The organism is Martinezella rhizogenes, assembly GCF_027460065.1.
Lineage (GTDB): Bacteria > Pseudomonadota > Alphaproteobacteria > Rhizobiales > Rhizobiaceae > Agrobacterium > Agrobacterium rhizogenes_C.
This window is the reverse complement of the sequence record NZ_JAPYZZ010000004.1, coordinates 1-23,399: the sequence shown is the minus strand read 5'-3', so window position 1 is coordinate 23,399 and position 23,399 is coordinate 1. Positions and strand designations below refer to the sequence as shown.

18 protein-coding genes, 1 tRNA gene and 2 pseudogenes are annotated in these 23,399 nt (G+C 58.0%); 16 read left to right on the top strand and 5 right to left on the bottom strand.

The features are described 5' to 3' along the window. Positions 1-580: 580 nt before the first annotated feature. A complete protein-coding gene (locus O8B93_RS08250; protein ID WP_269709348.1) occupies positions 581-949 on the top strand; it encodes an MliC family protein in 369 nt (122 codons plus the stop codon). A gap of 474 nt (positions 950-1,423) precedes the next feature. Here the strand turns inward: O8B93_RS08250 and O8B93_RS08245 are convergent, their stop codons facing one another. Then, positions 1,424-2,056 (bottom strand): TerC family protein, encoded by a 633-nt coding sequence (locus O8B93_RS08245; RefSeq protein WP_269709347.1) that lies wholly within the window; start codon positions 2,054-2,056, stop codon positions 1,424-1,426. 402 nt (positions 2,057-2,458) lie between these two features. Here O8B93_RS08245 and tuf point away from each other — a divergent pair. Then, a pseudogene (gene tuf, locus O8B93_RS08240) lies at positions 2,459-3,586 on the top strand (elongation factor Tu); the annotation flags it as partial. Between the two features lie 4 nt (positions 3,587-3,590). Further along, positions 3,591-3,884, top strand: a pseudogene (locus O8B93_RS08235) (EF-Tu C-terminal domain-related protein); the annotation flags it as partial. Positions 3,885-3,951: 67 nt separating this feature from the next. Here the strand turns inward: O8B93_RS08235 and O8B93_RS08230 are convergent. Beyond that, positions 3,952-4,539: a histidine phosphatase family protein gene (locus tag O8B93_RS08230; RefSeq protein ID WP_269709346.1), complete on the bottom strand. Its 588-nt coding sequence runs from the start codon at positions 4,537-4,539 to the stop codon at positions 3,952-3,954. Between the two features lie 192 nt (positions 4,540-4,731). Between O8B93_RS08230 and O8B93_RS08225 the strand changes: the two genes are divergently transcribed. The 9 genes from O8B93_RS08225 to rpoC all read left to right on the top strand — a co-directional run bounded on the left by O8B93_RS08225 (position 4,732) and on the right by rpoC (position 17,143). Further along, positions 4,732-4,807: transfer RNA gene (locus tag O8B93_RS08225), tRNA-Trp, on the top strand. Positions 4,808-4,990: 183 nt separating this feature from the next. Beyond that, a complete protein-coding gene (secE, locus tag O8B93_RS08220) occupies positions 4,991-5,191 on the top strand; it encodes a preprotein translocase subunit SecE (protein WP_003523719.1) in 201 nt (66 codons plus the stop codon). Positions 5,192-5,235: 44 nt separating this feature from the next. Beyond that, positions 5,236-5,766 carry a transcription termination/antitermination protein NusG gene (gene nusG, locus O8B93_RS08215; RefSeq protein ID WP_006316434.1) on the top strand — a complete coding sequence of 177 codons (531 nt, stop codon included), beginning with the start codon at positions 5,236-5,238 and terminating at the stop codon, positions 5,764-5,766. Between the two features lie 145 nt (positions 5,767-5,911). Next, complete coding sequence (rplK, locus tag O8B93_RS08210) at positions 5,912-6,343, top strand: 50S ribosomal protein L11 (protein ID WP_003523723.1); 432 nt, start codon at positions 5,912-5,914, stop codon at positions 6,341-6,343. Positions 6,344-6,345: 2 nt separating this feature from the next. Beyond that, complete coding sequence (gene rplA, locus O8B93_RS08205) at positions 6,346-7,041, top strand: 50S ribosomal protein L1 (protein WP_010971967.1); 696 nt, start codon at positions 6,346-6,348, stop codon at positions 7,039-7,041. Positions 7,042-7,397: 356 nt separating this feature from the next. Next, entirely contained in the window at positions 7,398-7,916 is a 519-nt protein-coding gene (gene rplJ / locus O8B93_RS08200) for a 50S ribosomal protein L10 (protein ID WP_003507705.1), read from the top strand. A 59-nt stretch (positions 7,917-7,975) separates the two neighbouring features. Next, entirely contained in the window at positions 7,976-8,353 is a 378-nt protein-coding gene (gene rplL / locus O8B93_RS08195; protein WP_269709345.1) for a 50S ribosomal protein L7/L12, read from the top strand. 263 nt (positions 8,354-8,616) lie between these two features. Beyond that, positions 8,617-12,753 (top strand): DNA-directed RNA polymerase subunit beta, encoded by a 4,137-nt coding sequence (gene rpoB, locus O8B93_RS08190; RefSeq protein ID WP_269709344.1) that lies wholly within the window; start codon positions 8,617-8,619, stop codon positions 12,751-12,753. A gap of 181 nt (positions 12,754-12,934) precedes the next feature. Beyond that, on the top strand, positions 12,935-17,143 hold the full coding sequence (gene rpoC / locus O8B93_RS08185) for a DNA-directed RNA polymerase subunit beta' (RefSeq protein WP_269709343.1): 4,209 nt from the start codon (positions 12,935-12,937) through the stop codon (positions 17,141-17,143). Positions 17,144-17,281: 138 nt separating this feature from the next. Here rpoC and O8B93_RS08180 read toward each other — a convergent pair whose 3' ends face one another. The 3 genes from O8B93_RS08180 to O8B93_RS08170 all read right to left on the bottom strand — a co-directional run bounded on the left by O8B93_RS08180 (position 17,282) and on the right by O8B93_RS08170 (position 19,121). Further along, the gene (locus O8B93_RS08180; protein ID WP_269709342.1) at positions 17,282-18,367 is read right to left on the bottom strand and encodes a helix-turn-helix transcriptional regulator; all 1,086 of its coding nucleotides are present in this window, start codon (positions 18,365-18,367) and stop codon (positions 17,282-17,284) included. Positions 18,368-18,465: 98 nt separating this feature from the next. After that, complete coding sequence (locus O8B93_RS08175) at positions 18,466-18,816, bottom strand: VOC family protein (RefSeq protein WP_269709341.1); 351 nt, start codon at positions 18,814-18,816, stop codon at positions 18,466-18,468. A gap of 11 nt (positions 18,817-18,827) precedes the next feature. After that, positions 18,828-19,121, bottom strand: coding sequence for a hypothetical protein (locus tag O8B93_RS08170; RefSeq protein ID WP_003523731.1), 294 nt, complete (start codon positions 19,119-19,121; stop codon positions 18,828-18,830). A gap of 527 nt (positions 19,122-19,648) precedes the next feature. Between O8B93_RS08170 and rpsL the strand changes: the two genes are divergently transcribed. The 4 genes from rpsL to O8B93_RS08150 form a co-directional block, all read left to right on the top strand. Beyond that, positions 19,649-20,020 (top strand): 30S ribosomal protein S12, encoded by a 372-nt coding sequence (gene rpsL / locus O8B93_RS08165; protein ID WP_003507760.1) that lies wholly within the window; start codon positions 19,649-19,651, stop codon positions 20,018-20,020. 77 nt (positions 20,021-20,097) lie between these two features. Further along, a complete protein-coding gene (gene rpsG, locus O8B93_RS08160) occupies positions 20,098-20,568 on the top strand; it encodes a 30S ribosomal protein S7 (protein ID WP_003507761.1) in 471 nt (156 codons plus the stop codon). A gap of 34 nt (positions 20,569-20,602) precedes the next feature. Next, positions 20,603-22,702, top strand: coding sequence for an elongation factor G (gene fusA / locus O8B93_RS08155; protein ID WP_269709340.1), 2,100 nt, complete (start codon positions 20,603-20,605; stop codon positions 22,700-22,702). A 66-nt stretch (positions 22,703-22,768) separates the two neighbouring features. After that, positions 22,769-23,399 (top strand): GTP-binding protein (locus tag O8B93_RS08150; RefSeq protein WP_269709339.1); only part of this gene is annotated, 631 nt, incomplete at its 3' end.

Sequence of the window (23,399 nt, the reverse complement as noted above, 5' to 3'; positions counted from 1 at the left end):
CTGCATTTCTGAATCGGCTTCAGCTAGGGCATGTGCCGATTCGGCTGCGATCATTCGTGCATGAGTCTTTGCCGGCGTAGCCGGAGCATGAGGATGTTCTTGCTCATCCGTGATCAGGAGCTGATTGCGGATGAGCGGGTTTTCCTTGATTTGGAACCCACGACATGGGCAACCCCGTTTTCGGGTGGGTGAAATCTGCGAATGGCTTGGGATTCAGTCTCTTGATAGAAAGAGTTGATCCTGCGGCTCGATCCGCATCCAGCAATTTAAACGACTCGGCTGTCTGATGGCAGCTGGTCGGCAATGTGGGCGGATGACCAGACGATTTCGAAATTATCTCACCGTGCTGGCCATATCGCTGCTGATGTGGACGGTGATACTCGGCGTTGCCTACTGGCTGTTTCTATAGCTCTGCCTTAGCCTGCGTATCGCGGCGAAACTGCTGCGATACGGATGTCGTAACGAACTCTGACAATGCCTCTGCCGCCTATCCTCAAAATTTTGACCTGTGATGGGCGGCCGCCTCATTTCGGCTTTGCACCCATGCCTTATGGTTGGGTGTAATCAGGAAAGGGCAATCATGAAAAAATTCGCTGCCGTACCATGCCTTGCAGTCTTTGCTTTTTCGACTGCGACCGGCGCTCTGGCTGAAGATCTGGTGATTCCGCTTCCGAAAGACACGGCGGTCGAAAAGGTGGAGACCACCTATCAATGCGCTGCCGAGCGGGTGGAGGCCGTCTATTTTAATGCCGGCGATGTCAGCCTCGTGCGGCTGGGGTTCAAGGATGGCATGACCATTGCCGCAAATGTTATTTCCGGGTCCGGTGCCAAATATCAGGGCGGCATCTATGTCTGGTGGTCGAAGGGTGACGAAGCCGATCTCTATGATCTGATGGCTGATCCTGACATGAAGAAGCCGGTTCATTGTGTGGACGTCAAGAAGTCCTGATCGTCGGAGAAATCCCCTTGAAGGAGCGGCGGCAGGGCGGTTTGTGAAAACCTTGCCATGCCGCCGGTCAGCGTGGGAGTGCGCGCGTCGCGCGTTCAGCCGAGAACGAGCGACGCAAGAAGCGCCAGCAGGATGAGTGAGCTGGCGACGACGCCCAGCTTCATCCGGCGAAGGCGGCGGGTTCGCCCGCCGCTCCAGTCATAAGCCATTGGCAGCTTTACCTTTCTTTTTATTATTATGACTTATTGCCTAGCTCCCTAGGCTTGCCCGTGGCTGACCTCAATTGCCAAAATCCATCGGCGAAAAATCACGATTTCCCTGTTTGATCATGATGTTGCAGCAAGTGCGGGGATTGATTCTCGCCCTTTTGCCAGTGCTGTGGCGGGAGGTGCGGACCCGATGGGTGCGCGTCATGAAAAAGGCCCGGAAACTGGCGTTTCCGGGCCTTGTCGGGAAGCATTGCTGCCGGCGGTCTCAGCCGAGATAGGACTGGATATAGGGCAGAACCTCAATCGTGCCGTGATACAGCATGTTGAGCGCCACATAGATAATGACCATCAGGCCGAGATAGGAAATCCAGCGATAGCGGTGCAGCAGCTTGGCGACGAAGTTGGCGGCGAGGCCCATCAGCGCGATCGAAACGACGAGGCCGATGATCAGCACCGTCACATGTTCCTGCGCGGCACCGGCAACGGCAAGCACATTGTCCAGCGACATCGAGACATCGGCGATGACGATCTGGGTCGCGGCCTGGAAAAAGGTCTTGTGACCCTTGGTCAGATCCGCCTCGTCGTCCGTCACCTCGTCTTCGATGGAGCCTGCGGCCTCGCGCAGTTCCGACCACATCTTCCAGCAAACCCAGGCGAGCAGCAGGCCGCCGAACAATTGCAGGCCGACAATGGCGAGCAACTGCACGGTGACTGCGGCAAAAGCGATGCGCAGAACCGTGGCGGCAATGATGCCGACCAGAATGGCCTTGCGGCGAAGATGGGCGGGAAGACCCGCGGCGGCAAGGCCGATAACAATGGCATTGTCGCCCGCCAGAACGAGATCGATCGCAATGACCTGTAAGAATGCCGTGAAACCGGCGGCTGTGAAGATTTCCATGGAATGGTCCTGAAACGGATAATAAGGACACGGGGGAAGCGAAGGATCGATATAGAGCTCGGCCGGCGTGCCCGGCGTCTCGTTCCAATCGCCCGTCTCCCCCCGGCGATGAAATGTCCTTAAGCCATCATGCCGGTGCCGGTAAAGAAGTTGTGATGTAAATATCTTAATTAGTGATCGGCAATGCTGGAGGAGGGGCTCGTCTGGCTGCCCCGGCCATGCCCTCTCAAGGGGTTTAAATGTCGCAAAACATATACCATATACGCGGCTCAGGGCACGCTTGGAGCGCGCGCGAAGACGCTTTCACAATTAAGTCTTGCGCATTCGCTTACAAAGCCTTAAACGGCGACACCAAACCGGTTCGCCGGGAAATCGACTTCACGTTCACAGGAAGCAATTCACATGGCAAAGAGCAAGTTTGAGCGCAATAAGCCGCACGTCAACATTGGCACGATCGGTCACGTCGACCACGGCAAGACGTCGTTGACTGCTGCGATCACGAAGTATTTCGGCGAGTTCAAGGCGTATGACCAAATCGACGCGGCTCCTGAAGAAAAGGCTCGTGGTATCACGATTTCGACGGCCCACGTTGAGTATGAGACGCCGAACCGTCACTACGCCCACGTTGACTGCCCCGGCCACGCCGACTACGTGAAGAACATGATCACCGGTGCTGCCCAGATGGACGGCGCGATCCTGGTTTGCTCGGCTGCCGACGGCCCGATGCCGCAGACCCGCGAGCACATCCTGCTTGCCCGTCAGGTTGGCGTTCCGGCCATCGTCGTGTTCCTCAACAAGGTCGACCAGGTTGACGACGCCGAGCTTCTCGAGCTCGTTGAACTGGAAGTTCGCGAACTTCTGTCGTCCTACGACTTCCCGGGCGACGATATCCCGATCATCAAGGGTTCGGCACTCGCTGCTCTTGAAGATTCTGACAAGAAGATCGGTGAAGACGCGATCCGCGAGCTGATGGCCGCTGTTGACGCCTACATCCCGACGCCTGAGCGTCCGATCGACCAGCCGTTCCTGATGCCGATCGAAGACGTGTTCTCGATCTCCGGCCGTGGTACGGTTGTGACGGGTCGCGTTGAGCGCGGTATCGTCAAGGTTGGTGAAGAAGTCGAAATCGTCGGCATCCGTCCGACCTCGAAGACGACGGTTACCGGCGTTGAAATGTTCCGCAAGCTGCTCGACCAGGGCCAGGCCGGCGACAACATCGGCGCACTCGTTCGCGGCGTTACCCGTGACGGCGTTGAGCGTGGTCAGATCCTGTGCAAGCCGGGTTCGGTCAAGCCGCACAAGAAGTTCATGGCAGAAGCCTACATCCTGACGAAGGAAGAAGGCGGCCGTCATACGCCGTTCTTCACGAACTACCGTCCGCAGTTCTACTTCCGTACGACTGACGTTACCGGTATCGTTTCGCTTCCTGAAGGCACGGAAATGGTTATGCCTGGCGACAACGTCACGGTTGAAGTCGAGCTGATCGTTCCGATCGCGATGGAAGAAAAGCTGCGCTTCGCTATCCGCGAAGGNTTCGGTCAAGCCGCACAAGAAGTTCATGGCAGAAGCCTACATCCTGACGAAGGAAGAAGGCGGCCGTCATACGCCGTTCTTCACGAACTACCGTCCGCAGTTCTACTTCCGTACGACTGACGTTACCGGTATCGTTTCGCTTCCTGAAGGCACGGAAATGGTTATGCCTGGCGACAACGTCACGGTTGAAGTCGAGCTGATCGTTCCGATCGCGATGGAAGAAAAGCTGCGCTTCGCTATCCGCGAAGGCGGCCGTACCGTCGGCGCCGGCATCGTGGCTTCGATCGTCGAGTAATCTTTTCCCGCAAGGGATTTGAGAAAACCCCGCTGGAAACAGCGGGGTTTTTTATTGCCTGGAAGACTCAGCAGTCGATGCGGGCGATGTCGCCGTCTCTGAGATGGAAGAACGCGTCCTGCGGCACGTCGAGGCGCAGGGCCTCCTCCTTCGGAAGGTTCGAGTAGACGCCGCGCAATATGCGGCTGGTGATGCCGTGGCAGATGACGATCGTGTCGCGGGCCTGTCTCTGCTGGATGGTCTTGAGGCTATGAGCCACCCGGCTCGTCATTTTCTCGAAGCTTTCGCCGCCCGGTGCGTGAAAAAACCATTCGTATCGGTCGAGACCGTCACGCATGCCGGGATATTCCTGATCGATCTCGTAATCCGTCATGCCATCCCATGCGCCCATGCCGATTTCCATCAGGCCGGGATCGAGGGTGACGCCGTCGATCATGCCGATCTCGCCGGTGATAATCTCGCAGGTCTGTCTCGCCCGGCCAAGCGGGCTGGAAAAAATATGCACCTCATCGGTTTCAATCAATGCGGCAAGCCCGCGTCCCATGCGCACCGCCTGTTGTCGCCCGGTCTCGGTCAGGGGCGAATCGACCTGACCCTGCCAGCGGCGGACGGCATTAAATTCGGTCTGGCCATGGCGGACGAGATAAATACTCATGAATATTCCTGTAGGTGAGTGGGGGAGGATCAGGGAATTCAGTCGTGTGGCTTTGGGAGCGGATGATCTGTCGGGCTATTTTGCCAGACTATGTGAAAAAACAAAAAACACACTTGCCATTCTTTTCCCGGCGTCTTAAAGGAGCGCATACCGAATTGGCCAAGCGATTTTCGCGGCCGGTTCCGGTGTTTAAGGGGTATAGCTCAGTTGGTAGAGCGGCGGTCTCCAAAACCGCAGGTCGTAAGTTCGAGCCTTACTGCCCCTGCCACTTTCCATTCGCAAGCGCGGTTTTCGCTGCATGGCAGATGGGGCCGGATTTCCGGCGAATTTCGCCGAATGTCGATTTCCTCTTGTTAAAAGTGGAATCGGTGTTTATGTAGGTCAAAACAGACACGCGGTGCGTGGGGCTGATCAGTATCAGCTTTACGCGCCGTAATTGCGTGGGCAGTCAATGGCATCCAAAACTAATCCGTTTACGTTTCTGCAGCAGGTTCGCGCCGAAGCGTCAAAGATCACTTGGCCGTCGCGCCGCGAGACCATGATTTCGACGGCTATGGTGCTGGTGATGGTCATTTTTGCGGCTCTGTTCTTCTTTGCTGCGGACCAGCTCATCGGCTGGCTGCTTAGCCTGGTGTTGAACGTCGGCCGGTAACGGCACGGTCAAAGGCCCGGTAGAAGGATCGAACGGAGAATAAAATGGCAGCGCGCTGGTACATCGTTCACGCATATTCGAATTTCGAAAAGAAGGTCGCTGAGTCGATCGAGGAAAAAGCCCGTCAGAAGGGCCTGAGCCATCTTTTCGAGAAAATCCTCGTGCCGACCGAAAAGGTGGTCGAGGTGCGTCGCGGCCGCAAGGTCGATAGCGAGCGCAAGTTCTTTCCGGGTTACGTGCTGGTGCGCGCCAACCTGACGGATGAGGCCTATCACCTCATCAAGAACACGCCGAAGGTGACGGGTTTCCTCGGTTCGGACAGCAAGCCTGTTCCGATTCCCGATTATGAAGCCGATCGTATCCTCGGTCAGGTTCAGGAAGGTGTCGAGCGTCCGAAGTCTTCGGTCTCGTTCGAGATCGGCGAGCAGGTTCGCGTCTCCGACGGTCCGTTCGCGTCGTTCAACGGCGTGGTTCAGGATGTCGATGAAGAGCGTTCGCGCCTGAAGGTAGAAGTTTCGATTTTCGGCCGCGCTACGCCGGTCGAGCTGGAATACAATCAGGTCGAAAAGGTCTGATTGGAGGGGCAAGGCCCCGAACCGCGTGGAAGGCTAACTGGCTCTTTAAGCCGGGGCAGGGCGCCGTACCACGCAACCGCAGCCGCCGGAGCAATCCGGCTTAAGAGAAGCCGGGTAACCGGTTTGAATTGAAAGGCAGAGAGATATGGCTAAAAAAGTTGCAGGCCAGCTCAAGCTGCAGGTAAAGGCCGGGGCGGCCAATCCGTCCCCGCCGATCGGTCCTGCACTTGGTCAGCGTGGCATTAACATCATGGAATTCTGCAAGGCGTTCAATGCCGCCACGCAGGAAATGGAAAAGGGTATGCCGATCCCGGTCGTCATCACCTATTACCAGGACAAGTCCTTCACCTTCGTCATGAAGCAGCCGCCGATGACCTATTGGCTGAAGAAGGAAGCGAAGATCACCTCCGGTTCCAAGACGCCTGGCAAGGGCGCCAAGGTCGGCTCCATCACCAAGGCTCAGGTCAAGACGATCGCTGAAGCCAAGATGAAGGATCTGAACGCAGCCGACATCGAAGGCGCAATGGCAATGGTTGAGGGCTCCGCCCGCGCCATGGGCCTGGAAGTGGTAGGTTGATCATGGCCAAGGTAGCAAAGCGCATTCAGAAGATCCGCGAAGGCGTGGATCCCAACAAGCTTTACGTTCTCACCGACGCCATTTCGATGGTCAAGGAACGTGCGGTTGCCAAGTTTGACGAAACGGTTGAAGTTTCGATGAACCTCGGCGTTGACCCGCGTCATGCGGACCAGATGGTTCGTGGCGTTGTCAACCTGCCGAACGGCACCGGCCGTGACGTTCGCGTCGCCGTTTTCGCCCGTGGCGTCAAGGCTGATGAAGCCACGGCTGCCGGCGCTGACGTTGTTGGCGCGGAAGAACTGGTTGAAATCGTTCAGGGCGGCAAGATCGACTTCGATCGTTGCATCGCGACCCCGGACATGATGCCGCTCGTCGGCCGTCTCGGCAAGGTACTCGGCCCGCGTGGCATGATGCCGAACCCGAAGGTCGGTACGGTGACGATGGATGTTGCCGGCGCCGTCAAGGCGTCCAAGGGCGGCGCTGTCGAGTTCCGCGTCGAAAAGGCCGGTATCGTACACGCTGGTATTGGCAAGGCTTCGTTCGACGCCAAGGCTCTTGAAGAAAACATCAAGGCTTTCGCCGACGCCGTCATCAAGGCAAAGCCGACCGGTGCCAAGGGCAACTACGTCAAGCGCGTCGCGATTTCCTCGACCATGGGTCCGGGCGTCAAGATCGAACCTTCGTCGGTTACGGCTTAATCAATTCTCGCGCTTCCTATCGGGGAGCGTGACTAAAAGAATTTCCGGCTCTCAGGGAGCCGGAGATTTCCGGGGAAACCCGGAACTCCTGTCCGAGATTGTGGGTGGCCTTGTCTTTCGGGATTTGGCCTTAATCATTCAACCTGCATGAGACGGGTGAGGCTGGATTTGAGGCGTCTTTGGATGCCTGACTGTCCGGTTCGAACCTGGTGTGCCTGTGCCTGAAGCCGTTTGCGGCGACAGAGCGGGGGACAGGATCCTCGAGCGTCGCTCGGGATCTTTGCAAAAAGGTCCCTTGGGGCAAAGGCAAACCCGACGGGTTCACATAATGTGGTCCCGTCTACTGGAGACAGACAGTGGAAAGAGCGGAAAAACGCGAATTCGTCACGGAGCTGAACGAAGTCTTCAAGGCTTCCGGTTCGGTTGTCGTGGCCCACTATGCTGGTGTCACCGTTGCGCAGATGAACGACTTCCGTTCGAAGATGCGCGCTGCCGGAGGCACCGTCAAGGTCGCGAAGAACCGCCTGGCCAAGATCGCTCTTCAGGGCACGGAGTCGGAAGGGATGACCAATCTCTTCAAGGGCCAGACGCTGATTGCATACAGCGTCGACCCGATGATCGCTCCGAAAGTCGTCATGGACTTCGCAAAGACCAACGATAAAGTCGTTGTTCTCGGCGGTTCCATGGGCGCAACCACGCTCAACGCCGAAGCAGTCAAGTCGCTTGCGACCCTGCCTTCGCTGGACGAGCTGCGCGCAAAGCTGCTGGGCCTACTCAACGCCCCGGCAACTCGCGTCGCTACGGTTGTCGCAGCACCTGCAAGCCAGCTTGCACGCGTGTTCTCGGCTTACGCCAAGAAGGACGAAGCCGCTTAAGGCGGTTTTTCGCTGTAATTATTCAAACTGGTTCGAACTGAACAAAAGGAACTATCAAAATGGCTGATCTCGCAAAGATCGTAGAAGACCTCTCCACCCTGACCGTTCTGGAAGCTGCAGAACTGTCGAAGCTTCTTGAAGAAAAGTGGGGCGTTTCCGCTGCTGCTCCGGTAGCTGTTGCTGCTGCTGGTGGTGCTGGCGTTGCTGCTGCTGTTGAAGAAGAAAAGACTGAATTCGACGTCGTTCTGGTTGACGCTGGCGCCAACAAGATCAACGTCATCAAGGAAGTCCGCGCTATCACGGGTCTCGGCCTGAAGGAAGCCAAGGACCTCGTTGAAGGCGCTCCGAAGGCTGTCAAGGAAGCCGTCTCCAAGGCTGAAGCTGCTGATCTCAAGAAGAAGCTTGAAGACGCAGGCGCCAAGGTTGACGTTAAGTAATCTTGCGATTGCTGGCGGGAAGGGGCTTCATGCCCCTTTCCGTCGTTATCGTTTTTAAAACTCATTACCCAAAAGCCGCGTGAAAATGGCTTTTGGGTAATGGGTTCTTCAAGAGAATGGTTCCGAACCGGCTCATCTAGGCAATCCGGCCTGATCGATCCGGGATGTGGAACGAGATTGATGACACCCATTGCTTGACGGGATCGACTGGCCATCGGTTCCCGTCCGTTGCAGGCCCGGATGCAATTTTTAAAGGAGCGACGATGGCTCAGACCCTTTCGTTTAACGGTCGCAGGCGCGTACGCAAGTTTTTCGGCAAAATTCCAGAAGTAGCGGAAATGCCGAACCTCATCGAGGTTCAGAAGGCTTCGTACGACCAGTTTCTCATGGTTGACGAGCCCAAGGGTGGCCGTCCCGACGAGGGATTGAATGCCGTATTCAAATCCGTATTCCCGATCACCGATTTTTCCGGCGCCTCCATGCTCGAATTCGTGTCCTACGAATTCGAAGCGCCGAAGTTCGACGTCGAGGAATGCCGTCAGCGCGACCTGACCTATGCTGCGCCGCTCAAGGTGACGCTGCGTCTTATCGTGTTCGATATTGACGAGGATACGGGCGCGAAGTCCATCAAGGACATCAAGGAACAGTCCGTCTACATGGGCGACATGCCGCTCATGACCAATAACGGCACGTTCATCGTCAACGGCACCGAGCGCGTCATCGTTTCGCAGATGCACCGTTCGCCGGGCGTGTTCTTCGACCACGACAAGGGCAAGAGCCATTCTTCCGGCAAGCTGCTTTTCGCTGCCCGCGTGATCCCGTATCGCGGTTCCTGGCTCGACATCGAGTTCGACGCCAAGGACATCGTCTATGCGCGTATCGACCGTCGCCGCAAGCTGCCCGTGACCTCGCTCCTGATGGCGCTTGGCATGGATGGCGAAGAAATCCTGTCGACCTTCTACACCAAGGCGACCTATGAGCGCTCCGGCGATGGCTGGCGCATTCCGTTCCAGCCTGAAGCGCTGAAGAATGCCAAGGTCATCACCGACATGATCGACGCCGACACTGGCGAAGTCGTTGTCGAAGGTGGCAAGAAGCTGACCCCGCGCCTCATCCGCCAGCTCGTCGACAAGGGCCTGAAGGCGCTGAAGGCGACCGACGAAGATCTCTACGGCAACTACCTGGCCGAAGACATCGTCAATTACTCGACGGGTGAGATCTATCTCGAAGCCGGCGACGAAATCGACGAGAAGACGCTCGGCCTCATTCTGCAGTCCGGCTTTGACGAGATTCCGGTACTCAACATCGACCACGTCAATGTTGGCGCCTATATCCGCAACACGCTGTCTGCGGACAAGAACCAGAACCGCCAGGAAGCGCTGTTCGACATCTACCGCGTCATGCGTCCGGGTGAGCCGCCGACCATGGATTCGGCGGAAGCGATGTTCAACTCGCTGTTCTTCGATGCCGAACGTTACGATCTCTCGGCTGTTGGCCGCGTGAAGATGAACATGCGTCTCGACCTCGACGCGGAAGACACCGTGCGCACGCTGCGCAAGGAAGACATCCTCGCGGTCGTCAAGATGCTGGTCGAACTGCGTGACGGCAAGGGCGAAATCGACGACATCGACAACCTCGGCAACCGCCGTGTTCGTTCTGTCGGGGAGCTGATGGAAAACCAGTATCGTCTGGGCCTTCTGCGCATGGAACGTGCGATCAAGGAACGTATGTCCTCGATCGAAATCGACACCGTAATGCCGCAGGACCTGATCAATGCGAAGCCGGCAGCTGCCGCCGTTCGCGAATTCTTCGGTTCCTCGCAGCTGTCGCAGTTCATGGACCAGGTGAACCCGCTTTCGGAAATCACCCACAAGCGCCGTCTTTCGGCCCTTGGACCGGGTGGTCTGACCCGCGAGCGCGCCGGCTTCGAAGTCCGCGACGTTCACCCGACCCACTACGGCCGTATTTGCCCGATCGAGACGCCGGAAGGCCCGAACATTGGTCTGATCAACTCGCTTGCCACCTTTGCCCGCGTCAACAAGTACGGCTTCATCGAAAGCCCGTACCGCAAGATCGTTGACGGCAAGGTGACCAATGACGTGATCTACCTCTCCGCCATGGAAGAGGCCAAGTATTACGTCGCGCAGGCCAATGCCGAACTGGATAGCGAAGGCGCGTTCTCGGAAGAGTTCGTCGTCTGCCGTCACTCGGGCGAAGTTATGCTCGCACCGCGCGACAACATCAACCTGATGGACGTTTCGCCGAAGCAGCTCGTTTCGGTCGCGGCGGCTCTCATTCCGTTCCTGGAAAACGACGACGCCAACCGCGCTCTCATGGGCTCGAACATGCAGCGTCAGGCCGTTCCGCTTCTGCGCGCCGAGGCACCGTTCGTCGGTACCGGCATGGAGCCGATCGTTGCCCGTGACTCCGGCGCTGCCATTGCAGCCCGTCGTGGCGGTGTTGTCGATCAGGTGGATGCGACCCGTATCGTTATCCGCGCTACGGAAGACCTCGATGCCGGCAAATCCGGTGTCGATATCTACCGTCTGCAGAAGTTCCAGCGTTCGAACCAGAACACCTGCGTCAACCAGCGTCCGCTGGTCTCCGTCGGTGACGCCATCTCCAAGGGTGACATCATCGCGGACGGTCCGTCGACCGACCTCGGCGATCTGGCGCTCGGCCGCAACGCGCTCGTCGCGTTCATGCCCTGGAACGGCTATAACTACGAAGACTCGATCCTGATGTCGGAACGCATCGTTTCCGACGACGTGTTCACCTCCATCCACATCGAAGAATTCGAAGTGATGGCGCGTGACACGAAGCTTGGTCCGGAAGAAATCACGCGCGACATTCCGAACGTTTCGGAGGAAGCGCTGAAGAACCTCGACGAAGCCGGTATCGTTTACATCGGTGCGGAAGTTCAGCCGGGCGACATCCTCGTCGGCAAGATCACGCCGAAGGGCGAAAGCCCGATGACGCCGGAAGAAAAGCTTCTGCGCGCTATCTTCGGTGAAAAGGCTTCCGACGTTCGCGATACGTCCATGCGCATGCCTCCGGGCACGTTCGGTACGATCGTGGAAGTCCGCGTCTTCAACCGTCACGGTGTGGAGAAGGACGAGCGCGCGATGGCTATCGAGCGCGAAGAGATCGAGCGTCTGGCGAAGGACCGCGACGACGAGCAGGCAATTCTCGACCGTAACGTCTACGGCCGCCTGATCGACATGCTGCGTGGCCACGTTTCCATCGCCGGTCCGAAGGGCTTCAAGAAGGGCGTCGAGCTTTCAAACGCCGTCGTCTCCGAATATCCCCGCTCGCAGTGGTGGATGTTCGCGGTCGAAGACGAGAAGGCCCAGTCCGAACTGGAAGCACTTCGCGGCCAGTACGACGAATCCAAGTCGCGCCTTGAACAGCGCTTCATGGACAAGGTCGAAAAGGTCCAGCGCGGCGATGAAATGCCTCCGGGCGTCATGAAGATGGTCAAGGTCTTCGTCGCTGTGAAGCGCAAGATCCAGCCGGGCGACAAGATGGCCGGCCGTCACGGTAACAAGGGCGTCGTCTCGCGTATCGTTCCGGTCGAGGACATGCCGTTCCTCGAAGATGGCACGCATGTCGACATCTGCTTGAACCCGCTCGGCGTGCCTTCGCGCATGAACGTCGGCCAGATCCTTGAAACCCACCTCGCATGGGCATGCGCAGGCATGGGCAAGAAGATCGGCGAGATGCTCGAAGAGTATCGCAAGACGATGGACATCAGCGAGCTTCGCAGCGAGCTGACGGAAATCTACGCGTCCGAAGCCAATGACGAGGTTCAGCGTTTCGATGACGACTCGCTGGTGAAGCTTGCCGAAGAAGCCAAGCGCGGTGTTTCCATCGCGACCCCGGTCTTCGACGGTGCGCATGAGCCTGACGTTGCCGCGATGCTGAAGAAGGCAGGTCTGCATGAATCCGGTCAGTCCGTCCTTTATGACGGCCGTACCGGTGAGCCGTTCGACCGCAAGGTCACCGTCGGCTACATGTACATGATCAAGCTGAACCACCTTGTTGACGACAAGATCCACGCTCGCTCGATCGGTCCTTACTCGCTCGTTACCCAGCAGCCGCTGGGCGGCAAGGCGCAGTTCGGCGGACAGCGCTTCGGGGAAATGGAAGTCTGGGCTCTGGAAGCATACGGCGCGGCTTACACGCTGCAGGAAATGCTCACCGTCAAGTCGGACGACGTGGCCGGCCGCACCAAGGTCTACGAAGCGATCGTCCGTGGCGACGACACCTTCGAGGCCGGTATCCCTGAGAGCTTCAACGTTCTCGTTAAGGAAATGCGGTCGCTCGGTCTTTCGGTCGAACTGGAAAACTCGAAGATCGAGAACCAGGCCGAGGACCAGCTGCCCGACGCGGCGGAATAAAAATGAGAGAGGCGGGCGCCTGAGAGGGCGCCTGCCGGTTTCCCCGTCAGCCCGGCTGGCGTGGGACACTTTCGCCGCATTGTGCGGTTAAATCCGTATTTAAAGCTCTGGACGGTGACCCGGGAAGAAGCCGGTCCAGATGCAAACAGGGGCAGCAGCTAGCCTCTCAAGGAGACAAGGCATGAACCAAGAGGTCATGAATCTTTTCAATCCTCAGGTGCCTGCGCAGCATTTCGATTCCATCCGGATTTCGATTGCTTCGCCGGAAAAAATCCTGTCGTGGTCCTACGGCGAGATCAAGAAGCCGGAAACCATCAACTACCGTACGTTCAAGCCTGAGCGTGACGGTCTCTTCTGCGCGCGCATCTTTGGACCAATCAAGGACTACGAGTGCCTGTGCGGCAAGTACAAGCGCATGAAGTACAAGGGCATCATCTGCGAAAAGTGCGGCGTCGAAGTGACGCTGTCGCGCGTTCGCCGTGAGCGCATGGGCCACATTGAGCTCGCAGCGCCGGTTGCCCATATCTGGTTCCTGAAGTCGCTTCCCTCGCGTATCTCGACCCTGCTCGACATGACGCTGAAGGATGTCGAACGCGTTCTCTATTTCGAGAACTACATCGTCACCGAGCCTGGCCTCACGTCGCTCAAGCAGAACCAGCTTCTGTCTGAAGAAGAGTACATGATCGCCGTTGACGAGTTCGGCGAAGACCAGTTCACCGCCATGATCGGCGCTGAAGCCATCTACGAGATGCTGGCTTCGATGAACCTCGAAAAGATCGCTGGCGACCTGCGCGTCGAGCTTGCTGAAACGACTTCTGACCTGAAGCAGAAGAAGTTCATGAAGCGCCTGAAGATCGTCGAGAACTTCATGGAATCCGGCAACCGTCCGGAATGGATGATCATGAAGGTCGTTCCGGTCATTCCGCCGGACCTGCGTCCGCTGGTTCCGCTGGATGGCGGCCGTTTTGCGACGTCCGACCTCAACGATCTCTATCGCCGCGTCATCAACCGTAACAACCGTCTGAAGCGCCTGATCGAGCTTCGTGCGCCTGGCATCATCATCCGCAACGAAAAGCGTATGTTGCAGGAATCGGTCGATGCGCTGTTCGATAACGGCCGTCGCGGCCGCGTCATCACGGGTGCCAACAAGCGTCCGCTGAAGTCGCTCTCCGACATGCTCAAGGGCAAGCAGGGCCGCTTCCGCCAGAACCTTCTCGGCAAGCGCGTCGACTATTCCGGTCGTTCGGTCATCGTGACCGGTCCGGAACTGAAACTGCACCAGTGCGGCCTGCCGAAGAAGATGGCACTCGAACTGTTCAAGCCGTTCATCTATGCCCGTCTCGACGCCAAGGGTTACTCCTCGACCGTCAAGCAGGCCAAGAAGCTGGTTGAAAAGGAAAAGCCTGAGGTCTGGGATATCCTCGACGAGGTCATCCGCGAACATCCGGTTCTTCTGAACCGCGCACCGACGCTGCACCGTCTGGGTATCCAGGCTTTCGAACCCATGCTGGTCGAAGGCAAGGCCATCCAGCTGCATCCGCTCGTCTGCACGGCCTTCAACGCCGACTTCGACGGTGACCAGATGGCTGTTCACGTTCCGCTCTCGCTGGAAGCTCAGCTGGAAGCGCGCGTGCTGATGATGTCGACCAACAACATCCTGCATCCGGCAAACGGCCACCCGATCATCGTTCCTTCGCAGGACATGGTTCTCGGCCTCTATTACCTGTCGATCATGAACCAGAACGAGCCGGGCGAAGGCATGGCCTTCTCGGATATCGGTGAACTGCATCACGCGCTTGAAAACAAGGTCGTGACGCTGCATGCCAAGATCCGCGGCCGCTTCAAGACCGTGGATGCCGATGGCAAGCCGGTTTCGAAGATCCATGAGACGACCCCTGGCCGTATGCTGATTGGCGAACTTCTGCCGAAGAACGTCAACGTGCCTTTCGACGTCTGCAACCAGGAAATGACCAAGAAGAACATCTCCAAGATGATCGACACGGTCTACCGTCATTGCGGCCAGAAAGACACGGTCATCTTCTGCGACCGCATCATGCAGCTCGGCTTCAGCCACGCCTGCCGCGCCGGCATTTCGTTCGGCAAGGACGACATGGTCATTCCGGACAGCAAGGTGAAGATCGTCGGCGACACCGAAGCTCTCGTGAAGGAATACGAACAGCAGTATAATGATGGTCTCATCACCCAGGGCGAAAAGTACAACAAGGTTGTCGACGCCTGGGGCAAGGCTACCGAAAAGGTCGCCGAAGAAATGATGGCACGCATCAAGGCTGTCGAGTTCGATCCGGAAACGGGCCGCCAGAAGCCGATGAACTCCATCTACATGATGTCCCACTCGGGTGCTCGTGGTTCTCCGAACCAGATGCGTCAGCTGGGCGGCATGCGCGGCCTGATGGCGAAGCCCTCGGGTGAAATCATTGAGACGCCGATCATCTCGAACTTCAAGGAAGGTCTGACCGTTAACGAGTACTTCAACTCGACCCACGGTGCCCGTAAGGGTCTCGCAGACACCGCCCTGAAGACCGCGAACTCGGGCTACCTGACCCGTCGTCTCGTCGACGTCGCGCAGGATTGCATCGTCAATTCCACCGATTGCGGCACCGACAAGGGCCTCACCATGACCGCCATCGTCGATGCCGGTCAGGTCGTTGCCTCGCTCGGCGCACGTATCCTCGGCCGTACGGCTCTTGACGATATCGACAATCCGGTCACTGGCGAGAACATCGTCAAGGCTGGAACGCTGATCGACGAAGCCGACGTGGCTGCCATCGAGAAGGCCGGTATCCAGTCCGTCCGCATCCGTTCGGCGCTCACCTGCGAAGTGCAGATCGGCGTCTGCGGCGTCTGCTACGGTCGTGACCTTGCTCGCGGTACGCCTGTCAACATGGGCGAAGCCGTTGGCGTCATCGCCGCACAGTCGATCGGTGAACCGGGCACGCAGCTCACCATGCGTACCTTCCACCTTGGCGGTACGGCAAACGTGGTCGACCAGTCGTTCCTGGAAGCGTCGTATGAAGGCACGATCCAGATCAAGAACCGCAACATCCTGCGGAACTCCGAAGGCGTTCTCATCGCCATGGGCCGTAACATGTCCGTTACGATCCTTGATGAGCGCGGCGTCGAACGTTCCTCGCAGCGTGTCGCTTACGGTTCGAAGATCTTCGTGGACGATGGCGACAAGGTTAAGCGCGGTCAGCGTCTTGCAGAGTGGGACCCCTACACCCGTCCGATGATGACGGAAGTGGAAGGTACCGTTCACTTCGAGGATCTCGTTGACGGTCTCTCCGTTCTGGAAGCCACCGACGAATCCACCGGCATCACCAAGCGTCAGGTTATCGACTGGCGTTCGACGCCGCGCGGTTCGGACCTCAAGCCCGCTATCATCATCAAGGATGCTTCCGGCGCCGTTGCCAAGCTTAGCCGCGGTGGTGAAGCTCGCTTCCACCTGTCCGTGGATGCGATCCTCTCGGTCGAACCTGGTTCGAAGGTCTCCCAGGGTGACGTGCTTGCACGTTCGCCGCTGGAAAGCGCCAAGACGAAGGACATCACCGGTGGTCTGCCGCGCGTTGCCGAACTGTTCGAAGCCCGTCGTCCGAAGGACCACGCCATCATCGCCGAGATCGATGGTACGATCCGCCTCGGCCGCGACTATAAGAACAAGCGTCGCGTGATGATCGAGCCTGCGGAAGACGGCGTCGAGCCGGTCGAATACCTGATCCCGAAGGGCAAGCCCTTCCATCTTCAGGAAGGCGACTACATCGAGAAGGGTGAATACATTCTCGACGGCAACCCGGCACCGCACGACATTCTGGCGATCAAGGGTGTAGAGGCTCTGGCTTCCTACCTCGTGAACGAAATCCAGGAAGTCTACCGACTGCAGGGCGTTGTGATCAACGACAAGCACATCGAGGTGATCGTTCGCCAGATGCTGCAGAAGGTCGAGATCACCGATGCTGGTGACAGCCAGTACATCGTTGGCGACAATGTCGATCGTATCGAGATGGAAGACATGAACGACCGTCTGATCGAAGAGGGCAAGAAGCCTGCTTATGGCGAGCCGGTTCTGCTCGGCATCACCAAGGCTTCGCTGCAGACGCCGTCCTTCATCTCGGCCGCATCCTTCCAGGAAACCACCAAGGTTCTCACGGAAGCTGCGATCGCCGGCAAGACGGACACGCTGCAGGGCCTCAAGGAAAACGTCATCGTCGGCCGTCTCATCCCGGCCGGTACCGGCGGCACCATGACGCAGATCCGCCGCATCGCCACCTCGCGCGACGACCTCATTCTCGAGGAACGCCGCAAGGGTACGGGTGCAGGCTCTGCGAACCAGATGCTGCAGGATATGACGGACCAGGTTCCGGCTGCCGAATAAAGGTCGGACAGGGCAGGGGCTTTATGAAGCCCCGCCAAGGTTCAAAAATAGACGCCCGGAGCAATCCGGGCGTTTTTTTGTTTGAGCCGGGTAGGGAGAATTGATCCGGTCAGTCAAATCAGCAGTGTTGGCGCGTTATCAGCCCTGTTCGCGGATGTTGTAGCGTGTCAGAACGGAAAGCCGTCGAACGAGATCGGCCTGGCCGGTGCTGCCGGTTTTTGCATAGATCGACTTGGCGTTGCTGCGAACCGTTTCGTGCGAGATTTGCAATTGCTTAGCCACGGCGGGGAGCGAAAATCCCTTCATGATTTCCAGCGCGACGCGGGCTTCGCCCTTGGTGAGGTCGTAGAGGCCTTTCAGCAGCGTGCTCGCGTCGGCGATGGTGCCCATGGGCTGCGATATCAGCACGATGGCGCTGCCATTGGGTGACAGGTCCAGCGCATTCCTGCGCAGAGGTATGACGTGCAGGATGCAGGCCCGGTCCTCACCGCTGGGGAGTGGGAAAGACCCGACAGCGTGCCCGGCGAGTGCCTTATAAAGCAGCCGGTTTGTTCTTTCGTCTGAAATGACGATCCTGTCACGGGCGCGGGTGGAAATGGATTTCTGAAGCGACAGAAAGAGGTCGTTGGCGGAGAGAATGCGGCCGCTTGCCTGCAGCACCGCCGCCGGTGCGCCGATGGCATTGAGGCCGAGTGTCATGGCGTCGGCCTTCTGCTGTTGCAACCGGGTTGCAAGCGTGAGGCTGCGGGCGATATGCGGCCTCAATCCACCGAGCGCCGCCATGGTTTCCGGCCCTATGACGCCGCTCTCCAGCTTGCGTTCAAAAAGCACCGTCATTTCGGGATGATCGGGCGGCGAAACCTGGGTCGCCGCGCCATATCCCAATCCGCGCGGCATGAGGAAATCACGCACGATCGGCAACCCGGCCCATTCATCATGGGTGAAAACGTCGAAATCCTGCACGAAGGAAAATTGTCCCTCACGGATCGCGCGGGTGAGGCGTTCATTGCGGCGGTTCCAGCCACCTTCCATGAAGGCCTGCATCAGCTCCTGAAAATTGGGCGTGTAAAGCCAGGATTCCTCCTCACCCTTGCCCCAGGTGAGGGCGCCACCCCAGAAATCCAGCCGGTGACCGATGGTGGCAATCACCTTCGCCCAACGATCAGGAAAAAGCGCTGCTTCGTAAATGTCATCGATAATGTCTGCCGACGATATAGTATTCAACCCGTCACCGGAATCTTGTGTCGGGACTATCTAAATCTCATATTGCGGTATTGTTCAACGGATAAAGAAATAATACTACTGTATCCAAAGTATATAATCTATGCGTGACTTAATATATTGATAAGCTTGCCGAAGGGGTCGCGCAGAAACAGCCGTTGCACACCCCACGCCTCGGTCACCGGGCCGTATTCGATCGGCAGCCCTGCTTTCAGGATCCTGGCGTGGACCTCATCGAAGTTGTCGACCTCGATCGAAAGGTCCGGCACATCAGTGCCGGCCCCGCCTTCGCGGGCGAAGCTGACCTGAGCGCGCGCTTCGAGCGGGCTGGCATGGGTGATGATCCAGCCGTGGTCCATGGCGACGGGCATGCCGAGAATATCGCCGTAGAAGGCCTGCGCCCGCGCGGGCTCGGGCGTTGCGATATTGGCGACGACACGTCTGACCGCCATGGGGCTGCACCTCAGGCGAAGCGGATGATGGCGACTTCGCCTTCGAGCGCACCCTGATAGGCGGACGCGTGCGGCTCTTCATCCGGAATCTCGGTCAGCATGCCGATCTGGTCGAGATCGGCTTCGATGAAGCCTTCCTCGGAAAGGGCGTTCAGCGTCTCGCGCACGGCGGTATCGTCGTCCGGCGCCCGTAGGATGACGTGGATGTCGATGCCCTCGGAATTGTCGGTCTCGTAAGCCTTGCCGATGACGATGAAGACCATCGGCTCGTCGCGTCCATTATCGTTGTCGGGGAGGGTGCTCATGACGCGGTTCCTTGATTTTTTGTTGCTGTCTTGCGGGCCGATGGAATCGGTCCCGCGGGCGGCGAAACCGATCCGGCCCGCCCTGAGGGAATCAATAGACGGATTTTATGAAAAGCCAAAGCGCGGAGGTCAAAATCGCTGCCTTCTGCGCCGACTTATGTTAAAGCGCGTTGGAAATGGCCCGGACGCAGGCTTAGCGACCATGCGTGGTGGCGCAAAATGTGGATTCACCCTTGACGAAAGCTGGCTAAAACAGTAGTACGCCCGCCATCGGAGCCTCTGTCTGTGCTGGCCGTTCGGAAACGTTTTTCCCGAACATCATCTCAAATGAAGCTTCATTGCACGTAGAAGACACGAATGTTGCACGCAAGACGCCTCATCCGGTGTCCTCTGCTCTTGGTGGTCCATCCGTGAGAACGGATCGGGCCACGTTTTGCGCATGAGGATATATGCGTGCATCGTCGCCGGCAACGGCATAGCCGCCACCCGTGAGGGTGGCTAAAGTAGTTTTTGCAAGGGATGGTTATATGCCTACCGTAAACCAGCTGATCCGCAAGCCTCGCCAGGCACAGGTAAAGCGCAACAAGGTTCCTGCTCTTCAGGAAAACCCGCAGAAGCGTGGCGTTTGCACCCGCGTTTACACGACGACCCCGAAGAAGCCGAACTCGGCTCTGCGTAAGGTTGCCAAGATCCGCCTCACCAACGGCTTCGAAGTCATCGGTTACATTCCCGGCGAAGGTCACAACCTTCAGGAACACTCCGTTGTCATGATCCGCGGCGGCCGCGTGAAGGACTTGCCGGGTGTGCGTTACCACATCATCCGTGGTGTTCTCGATACCCAGGGCGTCAAGAACCGCAAGCAGCGCCGCTCCAAGTACGGTGCGAAGCGTCCGAAGTAATTCGGGTTTAACAAATTCCGGCGCTGCGCGAGGTTCTCCGCGTGGTAAAGCGTCAATAACATTGAGAGACAAAGAATATGTCCCGTCGCCATAGTGCAGAAAAGCGTGAGATCAACCCGGACCCGAAGTTCGGCGATCTGGTCGTCACCAAGTTCATGAACGCCATCATGCTTCACGGCAAGAAGTCGGTCGCAGAAAGCATCGTTTACGGCGCGTTCGACGTCGTTCAGGGCAAGACGAAGCAGGAGCCGCTCGGCGTGTTCCACTCCGCCCTCGACAACGTTGCTCCGCACGTTGAAGTGCGTTCGCGCCGCGTTGGTGGTGCCACGTATCAGGTTCCGGTCGACGTTCGCCCCGAGCGCCGTCAGGCTCTGGCCATCCGCTGGCTGATCACTGCTGCGCGCAAGCGCAACGAAACGACCATGGTCGATCGCCTTTCCGGCGAACTCATGGACGCTGCGAACAACCGCGGTTCTGCTGTCAAGAAGCGTGAAGACACGCACAAGATGGCCGACGCTAACCGCGCATTCTCGCATTACCGCTGGTAATCTTAAACGGTCGCATATCGAAAGGCAGTCCATTATGGCTCGCGAATATAAAATCGAAGACTACCGCAATTTCGGTATCATGGCGCATATCGACGCCGGCAAGACCACGACCACCGAGCGTATTCTTTATTACACCGGTAAGTCGCACAAGATCGGCGAAGTCCATGATGGCGCTGCCACGATGGACTGGATGGAGCAGGAGCAGGAGCGTGGTATCACCATCACCTCCGCAGCCACCACGACCTTCTGGAAGGGTCGCGACGGCAAGATGCGCCGCTTCAACATCATCGACACCCCCGGCCACGTTGACTTCACCATTGAAGTCGAGCGTTCGCTGCGCGTTCTCGATGGTGCCATTGCTCTTCTCGACGCCAACGCCGGTGTAGAGCCGCAGACGGAAACCGTCTGGCGTCAGGCTGAGAAGTACAACGTTCCGCGTATGATCTTCTGCAACAAGATGGACAAGACCGGTGCTGACTTCTACCGCTCGGTAGAAATGATCAAGACCCGTCTCGGCGCAACTGCCGTTGTCATGCAGCTGCCGATCGGCGCAGAGACCGAGTTCAAGGGCGTTATCGACCTGATCGAGATGAATGCACTCATCTGGCGCGACGAGTCGCTCGGCGCTCAGTGGGACGTCGTCGAAATCCCCGATGACCTGAAGGCCAAGGCAGACGAATATCGCGAAAAGCTGATCGAGACCGTTGTCGAGATCGACGAAGAAGCGATGGAAGACTACCTGAACGGCATCATGCCCGACAACGACAAGATCCGTGCGCTCGTTCGCCGCGGCACCATCGATGTGAAGTTCCACCCGATGTTCTGCGGTACCGCGTTCAAGAACAAGGGCGTTCAGCCGCTTCTCGACGCTGTTGTCGACTACCTGCCTTCTCCGCTGGACATCCCGGCGATCAAGGGCATCGACTTCAAGACCGAAGCTGAAATCGAGCGTCATGCTGACGATAGCGAGCCGCTTTCCATGCTCGCGTTCAAGATCATGAACGACCCCTTCGTTGGTTCGCTGACCTTTGCTCGTATCTACTCGGGCAAGCTCGAAAAGGGTACGTCTGTCATCAACACGGTCAAGGACAAGCGCGAGCGCGTCGGCCGTATGCTGCAGATGCATTCCAACAGCCGTGAAGACATCGAAGAAGCCTTTGCCGGCGACATCGTTGCTCTGGCTGGCCTCAAGGAAACCACCACTGGCGATACGCTCTGCGATCCGCTGAAGCCGGTTATCCTCGAGCGCATGGAATTCCCCGAGCCGGTCATCCAGATCGCGATCGAGCCGAAGACCAAGGGCGACCAGGAAAAGATGGGCCTCGCGCTCAACCGTCTGGCTGCTGAAGATCCTTCGTTCCGCGTCAAGACCGACGAAGAGTCCGGTCAGACGATCATCGCAGGCATGGGCGAACTTCACCTCGACATTCTCGTTGACCGTATGCGTCGCGAGTTCAAGGTTGAAGCCACCGTCGGTGCTCCGCAGGTTGCCTACCGCGAAACCATCACGCGTCAGCACGAAGAAGACTACACGCACAAGAAGCAGTCCGGTGGTACCGGTCAGTTCGCTCGCGTGAAGATCATCTTCGAACCGAACCCTGAAGGCGAAGAATTCAAGTTCGAATCCAAGATCGTCGGCGGTGCTGTTCCGAAGGAATACATCCCGGGCGTTCAGAAGGGTATCGAAAGCGTTCTGTCTTCCGGTCCGCTCGCTGGCTTCCCGATGCTCGGTGTCAAGGCGACCCTGATCGACGGCGCATACCACGACGTTGACTCCTCGGTTCTCGCCTTCGAAATCGCATCGCGTGCCTGCTTCCGTGAAGCAGCAAAGAAGGCTGGCGCACAGCTTCTTGAGCCGATGATGAAGGTCGAAGTTGTGACCCCTGAAGATTACGTTGGTGACGTGATCGGCGATCTGAACTCGCGTCGCGGTCAGATCCAGGGTCAGGAATCGCGTGGCATCACCATCGTGATCAGCGCGCACGTTCCGCTTGCGAACATGTTCAAGTACGTCGACAACCTGCGCTCCATGTCGCAGGGCCGCGCACAGTACTCGATGACGTTCGACCACTATTCGCCGGTTCCGTCGAACGTGGCGCAGGAAATCCAGGCAAAGTACTCCGGTCAGAAGTGATCGGGGTACGCCCCACCAGAGATTTGAAGATTATTCCCGTCAAGGGACAAGAATGGAGAGCCACTAATGGCAAAGAGCAAGTTTGAGCGCAATAAGCCGCACGTCAACATTGGCACGATCGGTCACGTCGACCACGGCAAGACGTCGTTGACTGCTGCGATCACGAAGTATTTCGGCGAGTTCAAGGCGTATGACCAAATCGACGCGGCTCCTGAAGAAAAGGCTCGTGGTATCACGATTTCGACGGCCCACGTTGAGTATGAGACGCCGAACCGTCACTACGCACACGTTGACTGCCCCGGCCACGCCGACTACGTGAAGAACATGATCACCGGTGCTGCCCAGATGGACGGCGCGATCCTGGTTTGCTCGGCTGCCGACGGCCCGATGCCGCAGACCCGCGAGCACATCCTGCTTGCCCGTCAGGTTGGCGTTCCGGCGATCGTCGTGTTCCTCAACAAGGTCGACCAGGTTGACGACGCCGAGCTTCTCGAGCTCGTTGAACTGGAAGTTCGCGAACTTCTGTCGTCCTACGACTTCCCGGGCGACGATATCCCGATCATCAAGGGTTCGGCACTTGCCGCTCTTGAAGATTCCGACAAGAAGATCGGTGAAGACGCGATCCGCGAGCTGATGGCTGCTGTTGACGCCTACATCCCGACGCCTGAGCGTCCGATCGACCAGCCGTTCCTGATGC

Coding starts and splice junctions, on each gene's coding strand:
- O8B93_RS08250 (WP_269709348.1), top strand. CDS start 581: ATGAAAAAATTCGCTGCCGTACCATGCCTTGCAGTCTTTGCTTTTTCG.
- O8B93_RS08245 (WP_269709347.1), bottom strand. CDS start 2,056: ATGGAAATCTTCACAGCCGCCGGTTTCACGGCATTCTTACAGGTCATT.
- O8B93_RS08230 (WP_269709346.1), bottom strand. CDS start 4,539: ATGAGTATTTATCTCGTCCGCCATGGCCAGACCGAATTTAATGCCGTC.
- secE (WP_003523719.1), top strand. CDS start 4,991: ATGGCATCCAAAACTAATCCGTTTACGTTTCTGCAGCAGGTTCGCGCC.
- nusG (WP_006316434.1), top strand. CDS start 5,236: ATGGCAGCGCGCTGGTACATCGTTCACGCATATTCGAATTTCGAAAAG.
- rplK (WP_003523723.1), top strand. CDS start 5,912: ATGGCTAAAAAAGTTGCAGGCCAGCTCAAGCTGCAGGTAAAGGCCGGG.
- rplA (WP_010971967.1), top strand. CDS start 6,346: ATGGCCAAGGTAGCAAAGCGCATTCAGAAGATCCGCGAAGGCGTGGAT.
- rplL (WP_269709345.1), top strand. CDS start 7,976: ATGGCTGATCTCGCAAAGATCGTAGAAGACCTCTCCACCCTGACCGTT.
- rpoB (WP_269709344.1), top strand. CDS start 8,617: ATGGCTCAGACCCTTTCGTTTAACGGTCGCAGGCGCGTACGCAAGTTT.
- rpoC (WP_269709343.1), top strand. CDS start 12,935: ATGAACCAAGAGGTCATGAATCTTTTCAATCCTCAGGTGCCTGCGCAG.
- O8B93_RS08175 (WP_269709341.1), bottom strand. CDS start 18,816: ATGGCGGTCAGACGTGTCGTCGCCAATATCGCAACGCCCGAGCCCGCG.
- O8B93_RS08170 (WP_003523731.1), bottom strand. CDS start 19,121: ATGAGCACCCTCCCCGACAACGATAATGGACGCGACGAGCCGATGGTC.
- rpsL (WP_003507760.1), top strand. CDS start 19,649: ATGCCTACCGTAAACCAGCTGATCCGCAAGCCTCGCCAGGCACAGGTA.
- rpsG (WP_003507761.1), top strand. CDS start 20,098: ATGTCCCGTCGCCATAGTGCAGAAAAGCGTGAGATCAACCCGGACCCG.
- fusA (WP_269709340.1), top strand. CDS start 20,603: ATGGCTCGCGAATATAAAATCGAAGACTACCGCAATTTCGGTATCATG.